This window comes from Pseudomonas artemisiae (assembly GCF_057128685.1).
Map to the genome: position 1 here is coordinate 169,077 of NZ_JBSKHS010000003.1, position 23,194 is coordinate 192,270.

Consider the following 23,194-nt stretch of genomic DNA (forward strand, 5'->3'; position numbering starts at 1 on the left):
CCATGCACGGTTACGACTATGGCTTGATCCTGGCCTTTCTTGCGGCAGTGTTGTTACCGGCGCCTTGGCTGGGGCGGTTCTATTACAAGGTGATGGAAGGCCAGCGCACCTGGTTGTCGCCGGTGCTGGGGCCGGTGGAGCGGGGCTGCTACCGCGTGGCGGGCGTGGATGCCAATGCCGAGCAAAGCTGGCAAAAGTACGCCCTGGCGCTGCTGGCGTTCAACGCCGCAGGCTTTGTGGTGTTGTGGGTGCTGCTGATGTGCCAAGGCGCGCTGCCGCTCAATGACCAGCATTTCCCCGGCATGGAGTGGACCCTGGCGTTCAACACGGCGGTCAGCTTTATGACCAACACCAACTGGCAGGCCTACAGCGGTGAGGCATCGCTGTCGTACCTGAGCCAGATGGCCGGGTTGACCGTGCAGAACTTCGTCAGTGCGGCCACCGGCCTGGCCGTGCTGGTTGCTCTATGCCGCGGCATTGGTCGGCGTTCGGCGCACGCCATTGGTAACTTCTGGGCCGACATGACCCGGGCCACGCTGTATGGCTTGCTGCCGCTGTGCCTGCTGCTGGCCTTGGCGCTGGTATGGCAAGGGGTGCCGCAAACCCTGGCGCATTATGTTCATGCGGTTACGCTACAAGGAGTGGACCAGGTCATTCCCTTGGGGCCGGCGGCTAGCCAGATCGCTATCAAGCAGTTGGGTACCAATGGCGGCGGCTTCTTTGGTATGAACTCCACCCACCCCTTCGAAAACCCTACCGCCCTGAGCAACCTGTTGGAGCTGGCGTCGATCATTATGATTCCCGCCGCGCTGGTGTTCACCTTCGGCCATTACGTGAAAGACCTGCGCCAGAGCCGCGCGATCATCGCGTGCATGACGGCGTTGCTGTTGATCGGCGGCGCGGTTTCGCTGTGGGCCGAATACCAGCCCAACCCTACCCTGAACCTGCCCCTGGTCGAGCAAACCGCGCCACTGGAAGGCAAGGAAAGCCGCTTCGGCACCACCGCCAGCGTGCTCTGGTCGGTCACCACCACGGCGGCGTCCAATGGTTCGGTCAACGCCATGCACGACAGCCTTAACCCCTTGAGCGGCATGGTGGCCATGGCCAACATGATGCTGGGCGAAGTGGTGTTCGGCGGCGTGGGCGCGGGCCTGTACGGCATGCTACTGAACGTGTTGATCGCGGTGTTTCTGGCCGGGTTAATGATTGGCCGCACGCCGGAATACCTGGGCAAGAAACTCCAGGCCCGGGAGGTGCAACTGCTGGTGGTCACGCTGTTGGTGATGCCACTGGGCGTGCTGGTGCTGGGTGCTATTGCCGCCTCGCTACCAGGGCCGGCGGCCAGCGTGAGCAACCCAGGCGCCCATGGGTTTAGCCAACTGCTCTACGCCTACACCTCGGCCACGGCCAACAACGGCTCGGCCTTCGGTGGCCTGAGCGTTAATACCGCGTTCCATAACCTGATGCTGGGGCTGGCCATGCTGCTGGGCCGGTTCGGTTACATCCTGCCGGTACTGGCGTTGGCCGGGAGCCTGGCCATGAAGAACGCAGCGCCGATCAATGGCAATACTTTCCCCACCCATGGGGTCCTGTTCACGGTGCTGCTGACGGTCACCCTCTTGCTGGTAGGTGGGCTGACATTTCTTCCCGCCCTGGCGCTGGGACCGATCGCTGAGCACCTGAGTTTGGGTTTCTGAGGCCTGGAACATCATGACTATCCAAGTGACACCCAAGGTTCAAACGCTGGCTAAAACGTCCATGAGCGCCCTGTGGCGCCCGGCGTTGGTACAGGCGTTCGTCAAGCTCGACCCACGCCAGCTCAAGCGCTCGCCAGTCATGTTGGTGGTGGAGCTCACCGCTGTACTGACCACCGTGCTCTGCACCGTGCCTGACCCGGCCGTACCCACCGGTATCGCGGTGCAGATTGCCTTGTGGCTGTGGTTCACCGTGCTGTTCGCTAACTTTGCAGAAGCCCTCGCGGAGGGCCGTGGCAAGGCCCGCGCCGATAGCCTTAAGGCTGGCAGCCAAGGCCTGGAAGCACGTAGACGCATGGCCGGTGGGCTGTACGAAAGCGTACCGGCCACTGACCTGCGCAAGGGGGACGTGGTGCGGGTCGAAGCCGGGCAGATGATCCCCGGTGATGGCGAGGTGATCGAAGGTATCGCCGCGGTCAACGAAGCGGCCATCACTGGTGAGTCCGCGCCAGTGATTCGGGAATCCGGCGGCGATCGCTCGGCGGTCACCGGTAATACCCAGGTGGTGTCGGACTGGCTGGTGGTGCGCATGACCACCGAGCCGGGTGAATCCACCCTGGACCGGATGATTGCCTTGGTAGAAGGCGCCCGTCGGCAGAAAACCCCCAACGAAGTGGCCCTGGATATCCTGCTCATTGGCCTGACGCTGATCTTCCTGCTGGTGGTCGTCACCCTGCAACCCTTCGCCCGGTTCTCCGGCGGCAGCTTGCCGCTGGTGTTCCTGGTGGCGCTGTTAGTGACCTTGATTCCTACCACCATCGGCGGCCTGCTCTCGGCCATCGGTATTGCCGGCATGGACCGCCTGGTGCGGCTAAACGTGATCGCTAAATCCGGCCGGGCGGTGGAAGCCGCAGGGGACGTGCACGTGCTGCTGCTGGATAAAACCGGCACCATCACCTTCGGTAACCGCCGTTGCAGCGCGCTCTACGCCGCCCCTGGGGTGACGGCCATGGAGTTGGCCCGAGGTGCCTTGCTGGCGTCGCTGGGGGATGAAACCGCCGAAGGCAAGTCCATCGTGGAGTTCCTGCGCCGCTTGCACAGCATGGAAGAGCCCGCCACCGCTACCTTCACGCCTGTGGCTTTTAGCGCACAAACCCGGCTCTCGGGGGTGGACTACGGGCAAGAACAGTACCGCAAGGGGGCGGTGGATTCCTTGCTGGCCTATGTGGACATGACCCGCCTGGAGCTGCCCGCGGCCCTGGCCCGGGAAGTGGACAACATCGCCCAAAGCGGCGGCACACCCTTGTTGGTATGCCGGGACCAGCGCCTGTTGGGCGCCATCCACCTTAAGGACGTGGTCAAGCCGGGTATTCGCGAGCGCTTTGAGGAATTGCGTCAGCTGGGTATTCGCACGGTGATGGTGACAGGGGACAACCCCCTCACCGCCGCGGCCATCGCCGCCGAAGCGGGCGTGGACGACGTGATCGCCGAAGCCACGCCGGAGAAGAAGCTGGCGCGTATTCGCAGCGAGCAGGGCGATGGCCGCCTGGTCGCCATGTGCGGCGACGGCGCCAACGACGCCCCAGCCCTGGCCCAGGCCGACGTGGGCATGGCCATGAACGACGGTACCCAGGCCGCCCGTGAGGCCGCCAACATGGTGGACCTGGACAGCGACCCCACCAAGCTGCTGGATGTGGTGCGCATCGGCAAGGAGCTGCTGGTGACCCGTGGCGCGCTTACTACCTTTTCCATCGCCAACGACGTGGCCAAGTACTTTGCCATCCTGCCGGCGCTGTTCGCGGCTATCTACCCGCAGCTAGGCGTACTGAACGTGATGGGGCTGGCCAGCCCGCGTAGCGCCATCCTTTCGGCGATCATTTTCAATGCCTTGATCATCGTTGCGCTGATTCCCCTGGCCCTGCGCGGGGTGAGGGTGCAAGCCGCCAGCGCTGCTCATTTGCTGCGCCGCAACCTGCTGATCTACGGCCTGGGCGGGCTGGTGGTGCCGTTCCTGGGCATCAAGGCCATCGACCTGTTGTTGAGCGCCTTGCACCTGGCTTGATCCCTTATTGGAGCTTTGCACATGATCACCTTGTTACGCCCCGCGTTTGCCCTGGTGCTGCTGATGACCCTGATCACCGGCATCGTTTATCCACTGGCGGTGACCGGCATCGCCCAAGTGGCCTTCCCGGAACAGGCCAACGGCAGCCTGGTGTACGACGCCATGGGCAAACCCAGTGGCTCGGCCTTGATTGCCCAAGGCTTTACCGATGCCAAGTGGTTCCAGCCCCGGCCGTCGGCGGGGGATTACGCCACCGTGGCCAGTGGTGCCAGCAACCTGGCGCCGAGCAACCCTGCCCTGGCCGAGCGCGTGAAGGGCGCCGCAGACGCCTTATACGTCGATGGCCAAGGGCCGGTGCCCCTGGCGCTGCTCACCACCAGCGGCAGCGGGCTGGACCCTCACCTGTCGCCGGTGGCCGCTGATTACCAGGCCGCCCGTGTGGCGGCGGCCCGGCACCTGCCGGAGCAACAGGTACGGGCGCTGATTGCCCAGCACACAGACACTTCACTGTTTGGCCCACCTGTGGTTAATGTGCTGGCGTTGAACCTTGCCCTGCAAGCCATGCCTTCCCAACCCTGACCATAGCGAGCCCTTTTGATGAGTGACGCAGGCCGCGCCGATGCCTTGCTAGCCGCCTTGCCTCGCATTGGCCGTGGCCGCCTGAAAGTGTTCCTGGGCGCCGCTCCAGGCGTGGGTAAAACCTACGCGATGTTGCAAGCCGCCCATGCCCAACAGCGCCAGGGCATGCAGGTGCTGGCGGGGGTCGTGGAAACCCACGGCCGGGCGGAAACCGAAGCCTTGCTCGCCGGCCTGGCGCAGCAACCCTTGCGGCGGGTGAGCTACCGCGACCTGCCCATCGAGGAAATGGACCTCGATGGGCTACTTGACGCCGCGCCGAGGCTGGCATTGGTCGATGAGCTGGCCCACAGCAACGTCCCCGGCAGCCGCCATGCCAAGCGGTGGCAGGACGTGCAAGAGCTGCTGGCCGCAGGCATTGATGTGTACACCACGGTCAACGTGCAGCATTTGGAAAGCCTCAACGACCAGGTACTGGGCATCACCGGTGTACGGGTGCGGGAAACCGTGCCGGACTGGGTGCTGCAAGGGGCTGATGAGTTACTACTGGTGGACCTGCCGCCCCGTGAGCTGCTGGAGCGGCTGCGTGACGGCAAAGTGTACGTGCCCGAACAGGCTCGGGCAGCCATCGAGGCGTTTTTTACCCAAACCAATTTAAGTGCCCTGCGCGAACTGGCCATGCAGACCGCCGCCGCCCAGGTGGACGCGGACTTGACCCAAGGCTACCAACGTTTGGGCCAGGCCGCCCCAACAGTACGTGGCCGCCTGTTGGTAGGGGTGAAGGGCGATGCCCAGGCCGAACGCCTGGTGCGCCATGCCAGCCGGGTTGCGCAAAACCGCCACGTGCCTTGGTCCCTGGTGCATGTGGACGACGGTAAAGCGCACAGCGAGGAGGCTCGCCAGCACTTGCATCAGGCCCAACAGCTCGCCGAGCGCCTTGGCGCGGAGGTCGTGGTGCTACGCGCAAGCGGCGTGGCCCGTACCTTAGTGCAGCATGCCGCCGACCGCCGCGCCAGTGTGCTGTTGGTGGGCCAGTCCCGTCGCCGCTGGCCTCGCCGGGGGCTGTCAGCGCGCCTGTTAGGGGAGGCGCAGGGGCTGGAGATCAACGTGCTCAACCGTACCGATACCGCCGCTGCGCGTGTGGCGCGGCCCGGCTGGACCTGGCGCTGGCGAGACTACGGGCTGGCCCTTGTAGCCACCGCTTTTGCCAGCGGGCTTGCCTGGGGCGTGGCCCAGGTAATGGCGCTGCCTAACATCTCCCTGGTGTTCCTGGCCGCGGTGCTACTGGTGGCGGTGCGCAGTAGCCTGGGGCCTGCGTTGGCCAGCGCGGTATTGTCCTTTGTGGCCTACGATTTTTTGTTTATACCGCCTAACTTTTCGCTGCGTATCCAGCGGGAAGAGGACGTGCTCACGCTGCTGTTCTTTCTGCTGATGGCTGCGCTCACCGGTAACCTCGCCGCGCGGCAACGGCGTCAACTCAGTGCCCTGCGTGAAGCCCAGGCGCAAACCGCGCAGTTGCTGGAGCTGTGCCGTAGCCTGGCTGCCGCCACCGATCGCCAGGCGGTACTCAGTGCCGCCAGCCACCACCTGCAAGGCTGGAGCGGCCTGGACATCCGCTTGCTGGAGGCTCCGCCTGGGGCGCGGCAAAGCACCCAGGCCTATCAGGAAACCGAACGCGCCGCCGCGGACTGGGCCTGGCGCCACGATCAGCCCGCTGGCAAAGGCACCGGTACCTTGCCCTCGGGGCGCTGGTGGTGGTGGCCGGTAGCACTGGAAGGGCAAGTGTTGGCGTTGGTGGCCGTGGCCGAGCAGCGCGAGGGCGCCCTGAACGGCCAGCAACGGCGGCTATTGGCGGCCCTAAGCCAACCGCTTGCTCAAGCCCTGGCACGTGCCAACCTCGCCCAAGATCTGGAAGCCGCCCGGCTGCATGGGGAAACCGAGCAACTGCGCAGCGCCTTGCTGGCATCGGTGTCCCACGACCTGCGCACACCTCTGACCGCCATGCGCGGCAGTATCGACAGCCTGTTGACCTTAGGTGAAGTGATCAGCCCCGCCGACCGCCTGGATCTGCTCCAAGGCACCCAGGCCGAGGCTGAACGGCTGGACCGCTACATCCAGAACCTGCTGGACATGACCCGCCTGGGCCATGGCGCGTTGAAGCTGGCGCGGGATTGGGTCGCGCCGGGGGACATTCTGGGCAGCGCGGTAGGCCGCCTGCGTACGCTGTTGCAACCCTTGTCGGTGGCGGTAATCTCGCCTCCAGCCTTGCCGTTGTTGTATGTACATGCGGCGCTGATCGAGCAAGCCTTGGTGAACGTGATTGAAAACGCCGCGCGCTTTTCGCCACCCCATGGGCGCATTGAAATAGCGGCAGCGGTGGCAAGTGAGTGCTTAGTGTTCAGCGTCAAGGATCAAGGGCCCGGCATTCCAGAGGATGAGCGGGCGAAGATCTTTGACATGTTTTACACCGTTGCCCGGGGCGACCGAGGTGGCCAGGGCACCGGCCTAGGCCTGGCGATTTGCCAAGGCATGGTGGGCGCCCATGGCGGCCATGTGGACGTTGGGCCAGGCATCGAGGGCCAAGGCACTTGTATCGCCCTGCGGCTGCCATTACCTTCCCAGCCATCGGCAGACACGTGAACCCCCATGAGCGATAAAGCCACCGTGCTGGTTGTGGACGATGAACCGCAGATCCGCAAGTTTCTACGCATCAGCTTGGCTTCCCAAGGTTATCAAGTGATCGAGGCGGCCACCGGTACCGACGGCTTGACCCAGGCCGCATTGGCCCGCCCTGACCTGATCGTGCTGGACCTTGGCCTGCCTGACCTGGATGGCCAGGAGGTGCTGCGGGAGGTCCGTGGTTGGTCTAGCGTGCCGGTGATCGTGCTGTCGGTGCGGGCCAGCGAAGCGCAAAAGGTGCAGGCGCTGGACGCAGGCGCCAACGACTACGTGACCAAACCCTTCGGTATTCAGGAATTTCTCGCCCGGGTGCGCGCCCTGTTACGGGTAGCCACCGGGGTGCCCAGTACCGAAGCCACCGTCGAGGTAGGCCCGTTGCGCATCGACGCCAATGCCCGTCGGGTAACCCTGGCCGGCCAGGAGGTAGAGCTCACCCGCAAGGAGTACGCCGTACTCTGGCTGCTGGCTCGCTACCCAGGGCGGCTGATTACCCAGCACCAGCTGCTTACCGATGTGTGGGGCCCCAGCCATGCCGACAAAAGCCATTACCTGCGCATTGTGGTAGGCCACCTGCGCCGTAAGCTCAACGACGATGCCACAGCACCCCGGTTTATCGTGACCGAACCGGGCGTGGGCTACCGTCTGGGGGAGGGGTAGGGCCCGGAATGCGCGCCCCTTACGCAGGTGCGCTAGGCTTGTTCAGCCGTGTATAAGCGTTTGAGGAACAATACGATGACACCCCCTGTGCTGCTGATCACCGGTGCCAGTCGTGGCATTGGCCGGGCCACCGCCATCAAGGCCGCTGCCGCGGGCTGGGCCGTGATGGTCAATTACCTGAACAACCAGGCCGCCGCCGATGAGGTGGTTACCCATATAGAGGGCGCTGGCGGCCAAGCGCGGGCGGTGCAAGGTAATGTAGCCGTGGAAGCGGACGTATTGCGGATGTTCGCTGAAGCCGACCGCCTGGGCGCCCTTACTGGCGCTGTAGTCAACGCTGGGATAGTCGCGCCACCGTCGATGCTGGCGGACATGCCCCTGGAACGCTTGCAGCAGATGTTCAATGTCAATGTGCTCGGCCCTTACCTGTGCGCACGCGAAGCCGCACGGCGCATGATGAAAAGCCGTGGCGGCGAAGGCGGCTCCTTGGTGCTAGTGACCTCAATGGCCGCTGTGCTGGGTTCTCCTGGGGAGTACGTGGACTACGCAGGCAGTAAAGCCGCAGTCGATACCTTGGTCACGGGGTTAGCCAAAGAGCTTGGCCCTGAAGGCATACGGGTCAACGCGGTTCGCCCAGGCTTGATCGACACCGACATTCATGCCTCCGGCGGTCAGCCAGGGCGCGCATGGGAGCGAGGCGTCAATACGCCCTTAGGCCGGCCTGGAACGGCCGATGAAGTGGCTGAGGCCGTGCTTTGGCTGCTCAGTGATGCCGCTTCTTATACGTCCGGTAGCCACCTGGAGGTGTCTGGGGGGTTAAGGTAAACCCCCGCAAACCTACACGGGTATCAAGCGTTTTCGTCTTCGTGCTTGTCGTGTTCTTTCAGCTTAGGCTTCATGCCCGGTTGCGGCTCGTGCACGGCATCAGGCGCGATTTCTTCGTGGTTGTGCTTCTTCTCTTCCTGCACTTTTTTATCGTGTGCGATATTGCGTGGGTCGGTCATAAATGCCTCATGTCTGGATAATTATCTTTGCAATCATTCAGACAGCGGCGTGCTTATAACGTGCAGCCGAATTAGGCAACCCCACCTTATCTCGTTCAGCAACGTAACCGCGTAGAGTGCCGTACCCCTAAAGCTTTCCGTTAGAAAGTCGACAAATACGTGCTGGGCGCGCATGCGTCACCTGACACAACAAGCGGTACGTCGAATTTAGGGATCAAGGATGTTTATAAAAAACGTAGCAGTGGTACTGTTAGCTGGGTTGGTACTCGCCGGCTGTGGCAACCAACGGTTCGAGGCCGAAGCTCATCCACCCATACGAACGGTTAAGGTGCTACCGGTCATATGGTCGGTAAAGGAATTCAATTACATCGGCCGCGAACAAGCATGGGGCGCCGCCCTTGGAGCAGGGGCTGGGGTCGCGGCTGGGGCTGCAATGGGGGCATCCAAGCTGGGTCAGGCAGCATTGAGCGGCGCTGGACTGGCAGCGGGTATGAAAGCTGGCGAGCTAGCGGCTATGCCAACTTCCCAAGCGATCCTGCATAACATGAGCAGCGCCGGTATTGACCTAGGCGTATTACTCAAGAAGAGTTTCGAAGACCAACTGGCGGTCACTGGGCGCTTTAAAGTAGTAGGCGAGAACGACCCTGCGGACGGCGTTGTGCAATTAACAGTGGCGGATTGGGGGTTTGCCCTTACTCAGGGCTTTAGTAGCGTGATGTATCCAAAAATAGCTGCTACAGCGGTGATGACTCAGAACGGACAGCGGGTTTGGCAAAAGCGTGACTGGATCACCCCTTTCAATAGCGCAAATACCTTCGGCTATACGCCGTTGAAATACCGAACGGAGCCAGAGGTGTTACGGGCTGCTTTGGTAGGCATTTCCACGATAGAGAGTCAGGCCTTGATCAAGGACCTGACTCAATAACAGCGCCGCTAAGCTAGCAGCGCTGGAGGCAGGGGCCTTAGGCCGCAGGCTTGAGTACCACTTTAGTCCAGCCTGCATCACGGTTATCGAAGTGCTTGTAGGCGTCTGGGCCCTGGGTCAGGCTCAGGCGGTGGGAGATAATCTGTGACGGGTTGGCGCGGCCGTGGTGGATCAGCTCGGCCAGGCGGCGATTGTACTGTTTCACGTTAGCCTGGCCGGTACGGATGGACTGGCCTTTGAACCAGAACGAGCCGAAGTCGAAGGCCATTTTGCCTTCTTTGGCCAGGTCGCTCTGGGCGCCTGGGTCCTGAGGTACGAACACGCCCACGACACCGATACCCCCCGTGGCCTTGGTAGAGGCGACCAAGTTGTTCATGGTCAGGTGGTTGGCTTCATGGCCATGTTTGTCGCAGCACTGGTAGCCCACGCATTCACAGCCACGGTCAGTACCCAAGCCGTTGGTGTAGTTGAGGATCTGGTCCACGGCTTCGCTTTCTACCGAGTTGATCGCGATTGCGCCCATTTGGGTGGCGAGCTTCAAGCGGTCTGGGTGGTTGTCTACCACGAATACCTGTGAGGCGCCTTTGATCATGGCGGCATGGGCAGCCATCAGGCCCACAGGGCCAGCCCCGTAGATGGCAATACTTTCACCTGGCATCAGGCCCGCCAGTTCAGTGGCGTGCCAGCCGGTGGGGAAGATGTCCGACAGCATCACGTAGTCGTCTTCTTTTTCCTGGGCGTCCTCAGGCAGCACCAGGCAGTTGAAGTCGCCGTAAGGCACACGCAGCAGTTCGGCCTGGCCACCCTGGTAAGGGCCCATTTCCGCGAAGCCATAGGCGGCACCAGCGCTACCTGGGTTGGCGGTCAGGCAGAAGCCAGTCAGGCCTTTCTCGCAGTTGGCGCAGAAACCGCAACCGATGTTAAACGGCAGGCACACGCGGTCGCCGACCTTTACGCGGTCCACGCCCTGGCCTACGGCAATGACTTCACCCATGTTTTCGTGGCCGAAGATGCGGCCGGTTTCGAAGCTGGTGCGGCCTTCGTACATGTGCAAGTCGGAGCCGCAAATGTTAGTGGTGGTTACGCGCACCAGCACATCCGTGGGCTTTTCGATACGGGCATCGGGTACGTTTTGAACGCTAACGTCGTGAGGGCCGTTATAAACAATCGCTTTCATGATCTGCTCCATGGAAATAAACGCGGCATGGTATGTGGGCCCGTGATGGCGCGAAGTGTTCCTGAAAACCTAAGGTAACCCGACGAGCGGAAGCGCTTCAGCAACCAGAAAAATACCTTACGAAAAGCGTGGTTTAGACAGCCTGGCGCGGGTCTAGGCCCAATACCACCTTACTCAAAAGCCTCGAACCAGGCGGCATAGGGGCTGTTCTTCGCCATGTGGCGGTTAAAGTCCGCGGCGCCATCGCTCCACCACACCGGACCACGCTCACCCAGGCCCACCTTGGCGGCTTGCACCTGCGCACGGGCCGCTTTCAGCGCGGCGGGGTCATTTGCCGCCCTAGCCGCCTTCACTGCGCGGCGAGCGTCCATCAGGTCATTGACCAACGCCTGGCGATCGGCTTCCGCCAGGGCCGGGTTGCTGCACCGCCATAGCCGCCCACGCACTACGAAATAACGGCCATCGGGGGTAGTAGGGTAACGCGGCATGGAAGCTCCAGATTAAACAGGCAAGGCGCCGTGGGGTTTTACTTCGCGCAGCACCGCGCCTCACGTAACCACCCTGGTAGAGGCGGATTTTGGCGCAATCTTAGCTCACCGCGGCTGGGGGTTTGACATGCTTGCGCACGCACTGCACCAGCCCTTTCAAGGGGCCGGCCTCCACCGGTGCCAGCAGGCACACGGTGTGTTCGCGTTCGCCTTCGCTGACGGTCAGGGTGTAGTGCTGGGCGCCCCTTGAGGCGCGGGTGGGCTGTCGGCTTTGCGGCAGGGCAAAAAACCGCGACGCCTCTACCAGCGTGCGCAGCTCACGCTGGTCCGGATCGGGGAGGGTGTCTACTTCCAGCGTGCGGGGCTTGCTCAGGCCCGGAAAAAAGGCCGCGCCGCCGGTTTCACAGAACGAGATGCGCATGGCAATGGCTCCTCAATAGGGTGCGGCCATCATAGCGCGATCCCCACCGCTGCCCAGCCTTCCTTGACCGCCTGCTGTGGCTTTTTGCCCGTGCCGTACAGGCGCCCGGCCACATCGAAGGTAATGCGAGCGAAGCGCAAGAAACCGGTATTGGGGCGCAGTCTGGGGTCGCGCAGGGCTTCGTACCAGACCCGCCCGGCTTCTTCCCAGGCGTAGCCACCCAGGCGCGTGGCCACCTGGTAAAACGCGTGGTTGGGAATGCCGGAGTTGATATGCACGCCGCCATTGTCGTCGAAGGTGTGCACGAAATCGTCCATATGGCCCGGCTGCGGGTCTTTGCCCAAGACCTTGTCGTCGAAGGCGGTGCCAGGCGCCTTCATGGAGCGTAGGGCCTGGCCGTTGATCTTGCGGGTGAACAGGCCCTTGCCGATCAGCCAGTCGGCGTCTTTGGCCCGCTGCTTGCCGGCGTATTGCTTGATCAGCGAGCCGAACACGTCGGACATGGACTCATTGAGCGCGCCAGACTGGTTGAAGTATTGCAGCCTGGCTTCGTCCTCGGTCACCCCGTGGGCCAGCTCATGGCCTATCACGTCCAGGGCCAGTGTGAAGCGGTTGAACAGTTCGCCGTCGCCGTCGCCGAATACCATCTGCGCCGAGTTCCAGAACGCGTTGTTATAGGCCTGGCCAAAGTGCACGGTGGCGTCCAGGGCCATGCCCGCATCGTCGATGGAGTTACGGTCAAAGACGTCGGCGAAGAAGTCAAAGGTCGCGCCCAGGCCATCATAGGCTTCGTCCACGGCGGCATCGCCACTGGCGGGCTGGCCTTCCCCACGCACCAGTGCGCCGGGCAATACTTCATCGCCATTGGCGGTATAGATCGAGCGCCGCTTGCCCACGAAGGCCGTAGCGGCCTGGGGGGTGGCGGGCCGGCTGATCCGCGCGGTCATGCGCAAGGAGCGGAAGGTGTTGTCCTTGGCCCGGGTGCGTAGCGCCGCCTCGCGCTGCGGCTTGCTGCCGTGCAAGGCAATGCGGTCGAGCAAATAGGGTGGGATCAGGCAAAAGATCGGGTGGCGTGGCGGATGGCGTTCACACATAAAGCGTCTCCACTGCATAGGTGAACATGAGTTTAGACCACCGCTGAAGAAGTACCCCTAGAGCGGTTACGGCCATGGAACAGGCCTTCGAGTTGCAGGTAGATGATCGGCGTGGTGAACAGGGTCAGCAGTTGGCTCACCAGCAGCCCCCCTACCACCGCGATGCCCAACGGCTGGCGCAACTCGGCGCCCGCGCCATAGCCCACCATCAGGGGCACGGCGCCCAGCAGGGCGGCCAGGGTGGTCATTACGATAGGCCGCAGCCGCGTCAGGCAGGCTTGGCGGATCGCTTCTCTGGGCGCCAGGCCTTGGTTGCGCTGGGCATCAAGGGCGAAGTCGATCAGCAAAATGCCGTTTTTCTTGACGATACCGATCAGCAGCACCAGGCCGATCAGCGCCATGATGGAAAAACTTTGGCCCAAGGCCCACAACAAGGCCAGCGCCCCCAGGCCCGCGGAGGGCAGGGTGGAGATGATGGTGAGCGGGTGAACCAGGCTTTCGTAGAGCACGCCCAGGATGATGTACACCGCCACCAGGGCCGCCAGGATCAACCAGGGTTGGCTAGCCAGGGAGCTACGAAACGCCTGAGCCGCGCCCTGGAAGGTACCGGTGAGCGTAGCCGGCATGCCCAGCTCGCGCTGAGTGTGCTCAAGCGCCGTTACCGCATCGCCCAAGGCAACGCCGGGGGCCAGGTTGAAGGAGAGGTTGGCTGCCGGGAACATGCCATCGTGGGCGATGGATAAGGGCCCGGTCTTGGCTTCGCCCACCTGGGCAATGGCCGCCAGCGGCACTCGCTCTTGGGTCAGCGGCGAACGCAAATAAAAGTAGTTCAGGCTCTCGGCCTTGCCGCGCTGGGCAGCGTCCAGCTCCAGTATTACCTTGTACTGGTTGGTCTGGGTTTGGAATTCACTGACCTGGCGCTGGCCGAAGGCGTCGTACAGGGCGTGATCCACATCCTCGGTGGTCAAGCCGAAACGCGCCGCGGCGGCGCGGTCGATATGCACCGGAGTGATGCTGCCGCCCAGTTGCAAGTCGTTGGAGAGGTCACGCAAGGCCGGGTTGCCGCGCAGGGCCTCGGTCAGGCGCTGGGCCCAGAGGTTGAGCGCGTCGCCGTCGTTACTCTTGAGCACGTACTGGTACTGGCCCCGGCTAGGCCCGGAGCTTAGGTTGATGTCCTGGCCTGCCCGCAGGTAAAGCACGATGCCCGGCACTTGGGCCAGTTGCGGGCGAATGCGGTCGATGAATTCGCCTACGTCCACGTCCCGCTCCCTCCGAGGCTTGAGGGAAATCCAGAAGCGCCCATTGGCCACGGTCTGGTTGCTGCCCGATACACCCACCGAATGGGAGTAAGTACGCACCGCCGGGTCGCTGGCGATGATCTTGGCCAAGGCCAGGTGCTTACTGACCATGGCCGGGTAGGAGGTGTCGGCGGCCGCCTCGGTGATGCCGCCCACGAAGCCTGTGTCCTGTACCGGGAAGAACCCTTTTGGAATGTAGACATAGCCGGCGATGGCCAGGGCCAACGATACGCCGAACACCCCCAGCATCAGCCGTTGATGGTCCAGCGCCTTGCCCAGCCAACGGTCATAGCCTGCCAATAGCCGCGCGCCTAAGCCACCGCTCTGGTGCTTGCCATGGTTGGGGGCGCTCATAAAAAGCGCGGCCAGGGTGGGCGCCAGGGTAAGGGACACCAGCACCGACACCAGAATGGTAGACGTAGCCGTAAGGGCGAACTCCTTGAACAGCCGGCCTACCACGCCGCCCATGAACAACAGGGGAATAAAAGCGGCGATCAACGAAAAGCTGATGGACACCACGGTGAAGCTGATCTCGCTGCTGCCGCGGATAGCCGCCTCCCGCCGGGCCATGCCTTGCTCCAGGTAGCGGTGGATGTTCTCCACCACCACGATAGCGTCGTCCACCACAAAGCCTACGGCGATCACGATAGCCACCAGGGTCAGGTTGTTAAGGCTAAAGCCCAGCAGGTACATCCAGGCAAAGCTTGCCACCAGGGACACGCCCAACACCGCGCACACGATCAAGGTGGCCGACAGCTGACGCAGGAACAGCGCCATCACCGCGATCACCAGGCCGATGGCGATCAGCAGGGTCAGCTCTACCTCGTGCAGCGAGGCGCGGATGGTTTGGGTGCGGTCTTGCAGCACGTTGATCTTCACCGAGGCGGGCAATAGGGCTTTGAGCCCTGGCAAGGCAGCCTGTACCCGGTCCACGGTCTCGACGATATTCGCCCCTGGCTGGCGCGCGATCACCAGGTTCACCCCAGGCTGCGCTTGCGACCAGGCTTGCACATAGTCATTCTCTGCTCCAGCGACCACCGTGGCCACGTCGCTCATATGCACCGGGGCGCCGTCCCGATAGGCCACGATCAGCGCCGCGTAATCTTCAGGCGCGAACAGCTGATCGTTGGCCGAGAAGGTAGAAATGCGGCTGTCCCCGTAGAGCGCGCCCTTGGCCAGGTTCAAGCTGCTGGCCTGGATCACGGCGCGCAAATCCGCCAGGGTGATGCCCACCGCGGCGAGCTTGTCTGCCTGGGCCTGCACTCGAATAGCGGGGCGCTGCTGGCCGGTGATGTTCACCTGGCCTACGCCTTCGATCTGGCTGATCTGCCGCGCCAGCAGGGTTTCCACCTGGTCGCTCAGGGCCGGGCCGGTAAGTTGGGTGGAGCTGATGCCCAGCATCAACACGGGGCTGTCGGCAGGGTTGACCTTGCGCCAGGTGGGCAGGTTAGGCAGGTCTTGGGGCAAGCGGCCGGCGGCGGTGTTGATGGCCGCCTGCACCTCTTGGGCGGCGGCGTCGATGTTTTTGCCCAAGGTGAACATCAGCGTGAGGCTGGTGGAGCCCAGGGCGCTGGTGGAGGTCATCTGGCTGATCCCCGCAATGGCGCTGAACTGCACCTCCAGGGGCGTGGCCACGGAGGAGGCCATGGTCTCGGGGCTGGCGCCGGGCAGTTGCGCCATCACCTGAATGGTCGGGAATTCCGCTTGGGGCAGGGGCGCCACCGGTAGCTTGGGAAAGGCGATCAGCCCCAGTAGCACCAGAGCAAACATCAGCAACAAGGTCGCGATAGGGTGGTCGATGCACCAGGCCGACAGCGAACGCGGGCGGCTCATGGCTGTGGCTCCGTGGGGGGCGTATCCTCCGCGGGCGCGGCCGTCACCTCCACCTTGGCGCCCGGCTTGAGCCGCGACTGGCCATCACTGACCAGCGTATCCCCCGCGACTACCCCCTCTACCACGGTGAGCTCGGGGGTTTGGTCCACCACCTTGATCGGCACGCTGTCTACGCGCCCGTCCCGGACACGGTACACATACGCCCCTTCAAGGCCGCGCTGTACCACCACATTGGGGACCACCAGCGCGTTACGCCGCAGCAGGGTTTGCAAGCGCACATTGACCAATTGCCCAGGCCACAGTAACTGGCGGGGGTTGTCGAAGGCCGCCTTGACCCGAACCGTGCCGGTGGTGCTGGACACCTGGTTGTCGATCAGGCCCAAGCGCCCCTGGCCCAGGCTGGCATCGCCATTTATATCGCCACCCGCGTATGCCAGCACCGGCGCCTGTTCCTTTTGTTGCAGCAGCCCTTGCAAGGTGGGCAACAAGGCCTGGGGCACAGCGAACTGCACCGAGATGGGGTCGATCTGGGTCACGCTGAACAGCCCTTGGGCGTCGCTGACCCTAAGCAGATTGCCTTCATCCACGGCACGGATGCCCACCCGCCCAGCCAGTGGGGAGCGGATCTGGGTATAGGACAGTTGCACCGTTACCGCGGCCATGGCCGCTTCGTTGCCTTGCAAGGTGGCGCGCAGTTGGTCATACAGCGCCTGTTGCTGGTCTAGCTGCTGGCGGGAGATACCACGGTCCTGGGAGAGGTCCGTGTAACGCTTGAGGTCCACCTGAGCCACCTTCAATCGCGCCCGGGTTTGCGCGGCCAGGGCGGCGGCTTCGTCGGCGCTGGCGCGCAGGGCCCTGTCGTCGATGCTGGCCAGCAATTGCCCCTTCTCCACGAATTGCCCTTCTTGCACCCATACCTTCGTAAGAATGCCATCCACTTGGGCACGCACCGTAACGCTTTGCAGCGGGGCCACCGTGCCCAATGCCGACACCCATTGAGGCGCGTCGGCCACCGCCACCTGAACCACCCGTACTGGCACCGCCCCCGGCTTGATTACCGTCATGGGCAAGGGTTGTGGCCGTGCCAGCCACGCACATAGGCCCAGTACCACGAGCAGTACGGCGCCGGCCAGGAACAGGCGAGCAGGCTTTCGACGAGGCTGACGCAAAGGCAGGCGCATAAGTCGGGCTACTAGAGAGGGTAGGGGGCGCCACCGGCTCGCCATAGACGTGCCGTCGGCATGGTGTAGCGCGAATCTGGCTCAAGCGCCAACCAGCGCCTCAGGAATCGACGGGGATGTTAACTGGCCTTCATTCGAGCGCATAGGGGCTTGCATGGCTTATTGGATAAACGCAGGGGCGGCCCGGCACAGCGTTAAATATCTCTGACAATTGGCTCAAGTTCTTGGCGGCGTTGCCGGGCAGAATAATTATCTAGCGCGCTAATATACCGTTCGGCTGGATCCTATCTTCTGATCTTCTAGTCAGCTTTTTAGGATCCAAGCAAAGCAGATATAAATCTCATTAAAAGCGCTCTAAATCAAGTGTTTCAGTGGTACCGTTGGTGCAGTGAATTTAAATGAGACAGAAATTTAGCGTAGGGGGTTTTATTGCGCTTAGGATCCAGACGGTCGGTGCTGGTACCCATGATGGCTCACTGACATAGTCGCCCCCGTCCTCAACTTATAGCCAGTAGCCATCATGTTTCGTTTAATACCTTTTCTTTTAGCCTGCGCACTGCTCAGTGGCTGCAATGGAATGCCCACCGCGTATCTCAAGGACCCTGTTTACGACCAAGCCTTCGTGGTTCATTCCGGCGGGCCATTGCCTTTGATGCTGATGGGCAGCGCCGTGCAGTGGAATGACGATTACGCCGTGACGGTCAAGCACGTGCCTTATCTGGCAGGTTCGGTGTACCAAGGCAGGGGTGACGTGCAGTTCTTCCGTCACAAGGCTGAGCGTGCGCCCCAGTGGCGCCAATACACCCCGGGCGAAACACTGACGGCGGTGGGGTTTAACTCGTTGTATGTGCCTATTACCGGTGCGGGGCAGGCCCTGCCGGCCATGGTCCGCTTGAGCACCACGGATAACGTGCTCTACGCCACCCACAATGGCCCTACGGCCAAGGGTATGTCTGGCGGGCCGGTGTTTGCCGCCGATGGCGATGCGGTGGGGATCAACGTGGCCTACCTGACCAAGGGCGACCTCCAAGGGCTGCGCCGCCCAGACCTGGCCAGCCAGCCACGGGTAAGCATTTTTATGCCCTACAACGAAATCGCCCGTGAATGGGCCCGCTTCCAAGCCACGCAGGGCAATGGCAGCCAGTTGGCGGCCAACTGAGGGCGCCGTTCAATCCGTAGGAACGAGCAAAGCTCGCGAATCGGGTTCCCAGCCTGGCACGTAAGGCCCTGTTCGCTGGCTTTGCCAGCTCCTACACGGGATATATCGCTACCGCTCGCGCAGGGCCTCTTTGGCGCGGTTGAGGGGTTTTAGCAGGTAATCGAGCACGGTCTTGGCGCCGGTGCGAATGTCCACGCTGGCGATCATGCCGGGCACGATAGGGAAGGCCGTGCCGGCTTTGTTAAGCAGGGCATCGCTGGCGGTGCGGATGTACACCCGGTAATAGAACACGTCCGGCTTGGCTTCGTCCTGAAGGGTGTCCGGTGAAATATTCGCTACCGTGCCGTCCAGGCTGCCGTAGATGGAATAGTCATAAGCGGTGATTTTCACCTTGGCCGATTGCCCAGGGTGAATGAAGGCAATGTCCCGAGGGGCAATGCGCGCCTCGATCAGCAAGCGGTCGTCCATGGGCACGATCTGCATCAGTTGGCCGTTGGGCGGCACTACTCCGCCCAGGGTCGTCACCTCGATGTCTTTGACCACGCCGCGCACTGGCGAGCGTAGGGTCAGGCGCGACAGCGAATCGGCCCGGCCCCGTATCACTTGCTCCAGGCTGTCGGCCTCGGCGCTGGCCTTGGCCAACTCCTCCCGAGCCCGCACTACGTATTCTGAGCGCGCTTCGCTGGCCTTGAGTTCGAGCTCCGAGCGTTGCCGGTTCAGGCGGATCACTTCGACTCGGCTAGAGGCACCGATCTTGGCCAGGTTTTCAGTAATGGCCAGCTCGCTGCGCACCAACTTGAGGGATTCGTTGATGCCGTTCAGCGTTGCCTCCAACCCCCGCCGACGGCTGTTGTACAGTTGGGTTTCGCTGCGTATCAGCTCTGCCGATGTCTGCAGGGCAGGCGGAAAGCTCAGTGCCTGGTCACTGGCCTCGGCCCTTAGCCGGACCACGCTGGCCAGGGCCGCGCGATAACGGGCTTCACTCTCTCCGACGGTGGACTCGGTCTTGGTCGGGTCCAACTGGGCCAGTACGTCGCCGCGCTGAACCACATCGCCTTCGGCTACATTGAGGGAGGCCAGAATACCCCCCTCAAGGGACTGGATCAGTTGCTCCCGGGAACTGGGCACCACCTTACCGGTGCCGTTGGACACTTCCACTACCTCGAAGGTAGCGGCCCAGCCGATAAAGGCCGCCAGCATCAGGGCAGTGAGGGCGACCACGTAGCTGGAGTGGGTCAGGGCGCGATCGTCGCTACCGTCCAGGTAGGAAGGGGTGCCGGCTGGCGAGGTTGCCAGCGAGGTACCGGTCGAAGCTTTCATCACTGTGGCCCTCCAGGTTGGCGCAATTGGGCCAGGGCGGCATCCCGGGCGTCGTCGATCAGAATGCGGCCGTTGTCCACCACGATGACCCGCTCCACTAGCTGCAACACACTGACGCGGTGGGTCGCCACCACCAGGGTGCGGCCACGGCTCCATTTGGCCAGGTCTTCGAGCAGCGTGCGTTCGGTCACGTCATCCAGCGCCGCGGTGGGTTCGTCCAGCAGCAGCACCTGTGGCTGGCGCAACAGCAAGCGTGCCATCAGCAGGCTCTGGCGCTGCCCACCGCTCAAGCCCAGCCCGCCTTCATGCAGCAGGTGGTCCAGGCCCTTGGGCAATTGGCGCACGAAGTCCAGGGCACCCGTGGCCGCCAAGGCTGCGATCAGTTCCTGATCGCTGGCAAGCCCAGCGCCGAGGGTGAGGTTTTCCCGCAGGGTGCCATGGAACAGGCGCGCCTGTTGCAGCAGCAGGCCCACGTCACGGCGCAGGTCCGCCGGGTCGATGTGGTTCAAGGCAATGCCGTCCAGGGTAATGTTCCCGGTGGCCAGGTCCATACTGCCGGCCAGGGCCTGGAGCAGGGTGGACTTGCCCGCGCCGTTGCGGCCCAGAATGGCGATGCGCTCGCCAGGGCGAATGCGCAATTGGTCGACGGTCAGCGCCACTGGCGCTTCTGGGCTGTAGCGGAACGTTGCCTGGGCCAGCTGGAAGTCCCCGCGGATCGCGGGTAGGTGTACGCGGCTGCTGCCCTCGGGGTGGTCAATGGGCAAACGCATGAGTTTGTCCAACCCTTGCAGCGCGCCCTTGGCCTGCTGCCAGCGGGTCAGCACATGGGTCAACTGGGCCATGGGCGCCATCATCCGCGACGCCAGCATCGACAGCGCCACCAGGCTGCCGGTGGTGATGTCCCCGTCAATCACCATGGGCGCGCCTATCACGATGACCACGGCGAACACTGCGTTCTGCACGTTCTGGGTCCAGGTGACCAGGCTATTGGTGAGGGTACGCAGTTGCAGGCTGCTTTGCGCGGAGGCGGCGTTGTAGCGGTTCCATTGCTGCTGGAAGCGCTGTTCGGCCTGCAAGCCTTTGAGGTCGTCCAGGCCCTGGATGCTCTCCACCAGCATGGCGTTGCGCAGGGCCGATTCGCGCAGGTTGGCGTTGGCCAGGCGCGCCAGGCGCCGCTGGCACAGTACGCCGGGAATCACCATGGCCAGCAGCGCCACCAGGGGGATGATCACCAAGGGCCCGCCGATCAGGTAGAACACCAGGGCGAACAGCAAAAAGAACGGCACATCGGCCAAAGCCGTGGCGGTGCTAGAGGTGATCAGGTCACGGATCTGCTCCAGCTCCCGCAACTGGGCAATGAAGGAACCGGTGGAGCGGGGCCGTACCGAATTGCGCAGGCGCAAGGCATGGCCGTACACCACATCCGACACCCGCAGGTCAGCGCGCTTGCCCAGCAGATCGGTGATGCGTAGGCGCATCAGGCGCATCAGAAAATCAAACGCCACCGCCAGCATCACTCCACCAAACAGCACGTAGAGGGTGGGCAGCGATTCGGCCGGTATCACCCGGTCGTACACCTGCATGGAAAACAGCACACCGGCCATGCCCAACAGGTTGGCCACCAGCGAGGCCAGCATCACCTGCCCATAAGGCCGAAGGTCGCTCAGTACGATGCGGCGAAACCAGTGCTCGTCGTAAGGTGGAATATGCTCATCGGTGCGCGCATCCGCCAAGGGCCGGCTAGGGCGCAGCACCAGGATCCGCCGCAGCTGGCCCGGCAGGTCAGCCAAGGCCAGGCGGCTTTGCAGGCCTTGGTCGCCACTGAACGCCACCCCCAGTTCACCCTCTGCGCCGATCCCTTGCGCCACGCCTACCTGGCCATCGGTCAGTTCGACGACCAGCGGCATGCGCCAACGGCTCAGGGCACGGGCGTCGGCGCCGCTGAACTTGGCGGTAAGCCCGGCCTGACGCGCCATTTGCCGGATCACCTGTTCCAGGGGCTGGTCCCGGTTCAGCGAGGCCAACCGCACGCTTTCTGGGGAAACGTCCAGGCGGTAATGCCGCGCCACCAATAAAATCGCTTCCCTCCAGGGTGCGTAATCCACAGGCGGCAACCCGCTGGCCGCGACCTGTGGGGCAACAGGGCTCACGTCAGTCATGGCAATACCTCCACCCCTTGCAGGCTGCGCCCCTCCAGGGCAAAGGCGCGGCGCATGGCGCCACTGTTGTACAGGCAGTCTACTTGCAGCCGACGCAGGTCAGCGCCGGTGTTGGTAAGGTCGAAGCGTGCCTGGTAGATCTCCTGCTCAGCGTTGAGCAGGTCCAGCAGGGGCCGGGTGCCCAGCTCCAGGTACTGATGCCCGTACAGCTCACGGGCTTCACTGATATGGCCCTGGCGTTGTTGCAAGGCGGTAAGGCGGTTGCCCAGGCTCAAGGTTTGCACTCGGGCTTCGGCCAAGCCTTGGCGCGCTTGCAAGCGGGCGGCGTCCTCGGCGGCATCGGCGGCGCTTAAGGCATAGCTGGCGCCACGGCTACGGGCGCTGGTGGCCCCACCCTGGTAGATGGGCACTTCGACGTTCAGGTAGATACCCGCCTGGGTGCGATCCAGGTAGGGGTTATCTTCGTTGTAGCCGTTGTCCAGGTAATGATTCACCGAGGGCTCCAGGGATACCGTGGGAAACGCTTGGGCCCTGGCTTGGGCCAGTTCGGCCTGGGCCTGGTTGCGCTGGGCGAAGGCCGCCAGCACCGCCGGCAGGGTATCGCCGCCCGATTCGCCGGCCTGGCAGGCGTTGGCCAAGGCTGGGGGGTAGGTTTCGCTGCCGTCTGGCGTGGTCGCGCGGCCCAGCAGGTTGGCCAGGGTCGCTTGCCAGCGGGCATAGGCGGCGCGGTATTCCTGCAGGGTCGCCAGGCCGCCGTCTACCCGAGACTGGGCTTGCACCACATCGGAGCGGGTGCTGGCGCCCATGTCGCTGCGCCGGCGGGCCAGCTCCACGATACGCCCCAGGCCTTGTACCTGGTCTTCGGCCGTGGCCAGCAGGCTCCGATAGCGCTGCATTTCCACATAGGCATAGGCGGTGTCCCGGGCCACTTGGTCCACGGCCAACAACAGCTGCGCCTGGGCCTGTGCGGCGCGGGCGCGGGCGGTGTCCACGGCGCTGCTGACCTTGCCGAAGTCATACAGCATCTGTTTGAGCGACAGGCTCAGCGACTGGCTACCACGCTCGCCGTTGTAGCCGCTGTCCACGCCGGCTTTCACGCCGCCGGAGATCTGCGGCCGGTAGCCGGCCTCGGCGGCGTTGATGGCCTCGCCTTGCTGGTACAGCTGGCTGACCGCCTGGGTAATGCTCGGGTGCCATTCCACCGCCAGGGCAATGGCCTGGCTCAGGTCAAAGCCGCCCTCGGCGATGGGGCTGCGCACCGAGGGCGCCGAGCGTGGCGCCTGAGCCGCCTGGCGATCAGGGCGTGGGCTGATGCGCAGCAAGGCAGGGTCGATGTCAGGTGGGGCGGCATGGGCACAGACGTGTGTCGTTAACACCGCCAGCGCCAACCAGGCTGGCGGGCGCAAACATCCAGTTATCCTTCGATTCACTGCTGTCCCTTACTTGATATCCGTCGTTTTTTCACGA

General features: G+C 63.3%; 18 protein-coding genes. 8 read left to right on the top strand and 10 right to left on the bottom strand.

Annotation, left to right across the window (positions count from 1 at the left end; translation table 11 throughout):
* Positions 1 to 2 precede the first annotated feature (2 nt).
* From kdpA to ACWKV4_RS05305, 6 genes are all read left to right on the top strand, one after another.
* On the top strand, positions 3 to 1,697 hold the full coding sequence (kdpA, locus tag ACWKV4_RS05280; protein ID WP_483830736.1) for a potassium-transporting ATPase subunit KdpA: 1,695 nt from the start codon (positions 3 to 5) through the stop codon (positions 1,695 to 1,697).
* Between the two features lie 13 nt (positions 1,698 to 1,710).
* Positions 1,711 to 3,756, top strand: a complete 2,046-nt coding sequence (kdpB, locus tag ACWKV4_RS05285; RefSeq protein ID WP_483830735.1) for a potassium-transporting ATPase subunit KdpB — start codon at positions 1,711 to 1,713, stop codon at positions 3,754 to 3,756.
* A gap of 21 nt (positions 3,757 to 3,777) precedes the next feature.
* On the top strand, positions 3,778 to 4,335 hold the full coding sequence (kdpC, locus tag ACWKV4_RS05290) for a potassium-transporting ATPase subunit KdpC (RefSeq protein ID WP_483830734.1): 558 nt from the start codon (positions 3,778 to 3,780) through the stop codon (positions 4,333 to 4,335).
* Between the two features lie 18 nt (positions 4,336 to 4,353).
* A complete protein-coding gene (locus tag ACWKV4_RS05295; protein WP_483830733.1) occupies positions 4,354 to 6,972 on the top strand; it encodes a DUF4118 domain-containing protein in 2,619 nt (872 codons plus the stop codon).
* Positions 6,973 to 6,978: 6 nt separating this feature from the next.
* The gene (locus ACWKV4_RS05300) at positions 6,979 to 7,668 is read left to right on the top strand and encodes a response regulator (RefSeq protein ID WP_483830732.1); all 690 of its coding nucleotides are present in this window, start codon (positions 6,979 to 6,981) and stop codon (positions 7,666 to 7,668) included.
* A gap of 75 nt (positions 7,669 to 7,743) precedes the next feature.
* Entirely contained in the window at positions 7,744 to 8,493 is a 750-nt protein-coding gene (locus ACWKV4_RS05305; RefSeq protein WP_483830731.1) for an SDR family oxidoreductase, read from the top strand.
* A gap of 23 nt (positions 8,494 to 8,516) precedes the next feature.
* Here the strand turns inward: ACWKV4_RS05305 and ACWKV4_RS05310 are convergent, their stop codons facing one another.
* Complete coding sequence (locus tag ACWKV4_RS05310) at positions 8,517 to 8,672, bottom strand: hypothetical protein (protein WP_483830730.1); 156 nt, start codon at positions 8,670 to 8,672, stop codon at positions 8,517 to 8,519.
* Between the two features lie 514 nt (positions 8,673 to 9,186).
* On the opposite strand from ACWKV4_RS05310, the gene ACWKV4_RS05315 reads away from it, so the two are divergent.
* The gene (locus tag ACWKV4_RS05315) at positions 9,187 to 9,597 is read left to right on the top strand and encodes a hypothetical protein (protein WP_483830729.1); all 411 of its coding nucleotides are present in this window, start codon (positions 9,187 to 9,189) and stop codon (positions 9,595 to 9,597) included.
* Positions 9,598 to 9,634: 37 nt separating this feature from the next.
* On the opposite strand, the gene ACWKV4_RS05320 is transcribed toward ACWKV4_RS05315, so the two are convergent.
* From ACWKV4_RS05320 to ACWKV4_RS05345, 6 genes are all read right to left on the bottom strand, one after another.
* Entirely contained in the window at positions 9,635 to 10,774 is a 1,140-nt protein-coding gene (locus tag ACWKV4_RS05320; protein WP_483830728.1) for a glutathione-independent formaldehyde dehydrogenase, read from the bottom strand.
* 170 nt (positions 10,775 to 10,944) lie between these two features.
* Positions 10,945 to 11,262 carry a hypothetical protein gene (locus ACWKV4_RS05325; protein WP_483830727.1) on the bottom strand — a complete coding sequence of 106 codons (318 nt, stop codon included), beginning with the start codon at positions 11,260 to 11,262 and terminating at the stop codon, positions 10,945 to 10,947.
* Positions 11,263 to 11,362: 100 nt separating this feature from the next.
* Positions 11,363 to 11,683 carry a protealysin inhibitor emfourin gene (locus ACWKV4_RS05330; RefSeq protein WP_483830726.1) on the bottom strand — a complete coding sequence of 107 codons (321 nt, stop codon included), beginning with the start codon at positions 11,681 to 11,683 and terminating at the stop codon, positions 11,363 to 11,365.
* Between the two features lie 29 nt (positions 11,684 to 11,712).
* Entirely contained in the window at positions 11,713 to 12,777 is a 1,065-nt protein-coding gene (locus tag ACWKV4_RS05335; protein WP_483830725.1) for a M4 family metallopeptidase, read from the bottom strand.
* 32 nt (positions 12,778 to 12,809) lie between these two features.
* Positions 12,810 to 15,908 (bottom strand): multidrug efflux RND transporter permease subunit, encoded by a 3,099-nt coding sequence (locus ACWKV4_RS05340; protein ID WP_483830724.1) that lies wholly within the window; start codon positions 15,906 to 15,908, stop codon positions 12,810 to 12,812.
* Positions 15,905 to 17,089, bottom strand: a complete 1,185-nt coding sequence (locus ACWKV4_RS05345) for an efflux RND transporter periplasmic adaptor subunit (protein ID WP_483830723.1) — start codon at positions 17,087 to 17,089, stop codon at positions 15,905 to 15,907. The genes ACWKV4_RS05340 and ACWKV4_RS05345 overlap by 4 nt, the downstream gene beginning before the upstream one ends.
* Before the next feature lie 577 nt (positions 17,090 to 17,666).
* Between ACWKV4_RS05345 and ACWKV4_RS05350 the strand changes: the two genes are divergently transcribed.
* Positions 17,667 to 18,248, top strand: coding sequence for a serine protease (locus ACWKV4_RS05350; RefSeq protein WP_483830722.1), 582 nt, complete (start codon positions 17,667 to 17,669; stop codon positions 18,246 to 18,248).
* A 108-nt stretch (positions 18,249 to 18,356) separates the two neighbouring features.
* On the opposite strand, the gene ACWKV4_RS05355 is transcribed toward ACWKV4_RS05350, so the two are convergent.
* The 3 genes from ACWKV4_RS05355 to ACWKV4_RS05365 are packed head-to-tail and all read right to left on the bottom strand — an operon-like array spanning position 18,357 to position 23,109.
* Entirely contained in the window at positions 18,357 to 19,568 is a 1,212-nt protein-coding gene (locus ACWKV4_RS05355) for an HlyD family type I secretion periplasmic adaptor subunit (RefSeq protein WP_483830721.1), read from the bottom strand.
* Positions 19,568 to 21,727 carry a type I secretion system permease/ATPase gene (locus ACWKV4_RS05360; protein WP_483830720.1) on the bottom strand — a complete coding sequence of 720 codons (2,160 nt, stop codon included), beginning with the start codon at positions 21,725 to 21,727 and terminating at the stop codon, positions 19,568 to 19,570. Before ACWKV4_RS05360 ends, ACWKV4_RS05355 begins: the two co-directional genes overlap by 1 nt.
* On the bottom strand, positions 21,724 to 23,109 hold the full coding sequence (locus tag ACWKV4_RS05365) for a TolC family outer membrane protein (protein WP_483830914.1): 1,386 nt from the start codon (positions 23,107 to 23,109) through the stop codon (positions 21,724 to 21,726). The genes ACWKV4_RS05360 and ACWKV4_RS05365 overlap by 4 nt, the downstream gene beginning before the upstream one ends.
* Positions 23,110 to 23,194: the final 85 nt, after the last annotated feature.

Excerpts from the sequence above, each read along its gene's own strand:
- ACWKV4_RS05315 (WP_483830729.1), top strand. The coding sequence starts at position 9,187 with ATGCCAACTTCCCAAGCGATCCTGCATAACATGAGCAGCGCCGGTATT.
- ACWKV4_RS05340 (WP_483830724.1), bottom strand. The coding sequence starts at position 15,908 with ATGAGCCGCCCGCGTTCGCTGTCGGCCTGGTGCATCGACCACCCTATC.
- ACWKV4_RS05300 (WP_483830732.1), top strand. The coding sequence starts at position 6,979 with ATGAGCGATAAAGCCACCGTGCTGGTTGTGGACGATGAACCGCAGATC.
- ACWKV4_RS05360 (WP_483830720.1), bottom strand. The coding sequence starts at position 21,727 with ATGACTGACGTGAGCCCTGTTGCCCCACAGGTCGCGGCCAGCGGGTTG.
- ACWKV4_RS05330 (WP_483830726.1), bottom strand. The coding sequence starts at position 11,683 with ATGCGCATCTCGTTCTGTGAAACCGGCGGCGCGGCCTTTTTTCCGGGC.
- ACWKV4_RS05335 (WP_483830725.1), bottom strand. The coding sequence starts at position 12,777 with ATGTGTGAACGCCATCCGCCACGCCACCCGATCTTTTGCCTGATCCCA.
- kdpC (WP_483830734.1), top strand. The coding sequence starts at position 3,778 with ATGATCACCTTGTTACGCCCCGCGTTTGCCCTGGTGCTGCTGATGACC.
- kdpB (WP_483830735.1), top strand. The coding sequence starts at position 1,711 with ATGACTATCCAAGTGACACCCAAGGTTCAAACGCTGGCTAAAACGTCC.
- ACWKV4_RS05350 (WP_483830722.1), top strand. The coding sequence starts at position 17,667 with ATGCCCACCGCGTATCTCAAGGACCCTGTTTACGACCAAGCCTTCGTG.
- ACWKV4_RS05310 (WP_483830730.1), bottom strand. The coding sequence starts at position 8,672 with ATGACCGACCCACGCAATATCGCACACGATAAAAAAGTGCAGGAAGAG.
- ACWKV4_RS05295 (WP_483830733.1), top strand. The coding sequence starts at position 4,354 with ATGAGTGACGCAGGCCGCGCCGATGCCTTGCTAGCCGCCTTGCCTCGC.
- ACWKV4_RS05305 (WP_483830731.1), top strand. The coding sequence starts at position 7,744 with ATGACACCCCCTGTGCTGCTGATCACCGGTGCCAGTCGTGGCATTGGC.
- kdpA (WP_483830736.1), top strand. The coding sequence starts at position 3 with ATGCACGGTTACGACTATGGCTTGATCCTGGCCTTTCTTGCGGCAGTG.
- ACWKV4_RS05355 (WP_483830721.1), bottom strand. The coding sequence starts at position 19,568 with ATGAAAGCTTCGACCGGTACCTCGCTGGCAACCTCGCCAGCCGGCACC.
- ACWKV4_RS05320 (WP_483830728.1), bottom strand. The coding sequence starts at position 10,774 with ATGAAAGCGATTGTTTATAACGGCCCTCACGACGTTAGCGTTCAAAAC.
- ACWKV4_RS05345 (WP_483830723.1), bottom strand. The coding sequence starts at position 17,089 with ATGCGCCTGCCTTTGCGTCAGCCTCGTCGAAAGCCTGCTCGCCTGTTC.
- ACWKV4_RS05325 (WP_483830727.1), bottom strand. The coding sequence starts at position 11,262 with ATGCCGCGTTACCCTACTACCCCCGATGGCCGTTATTTCGTAGTGCGT.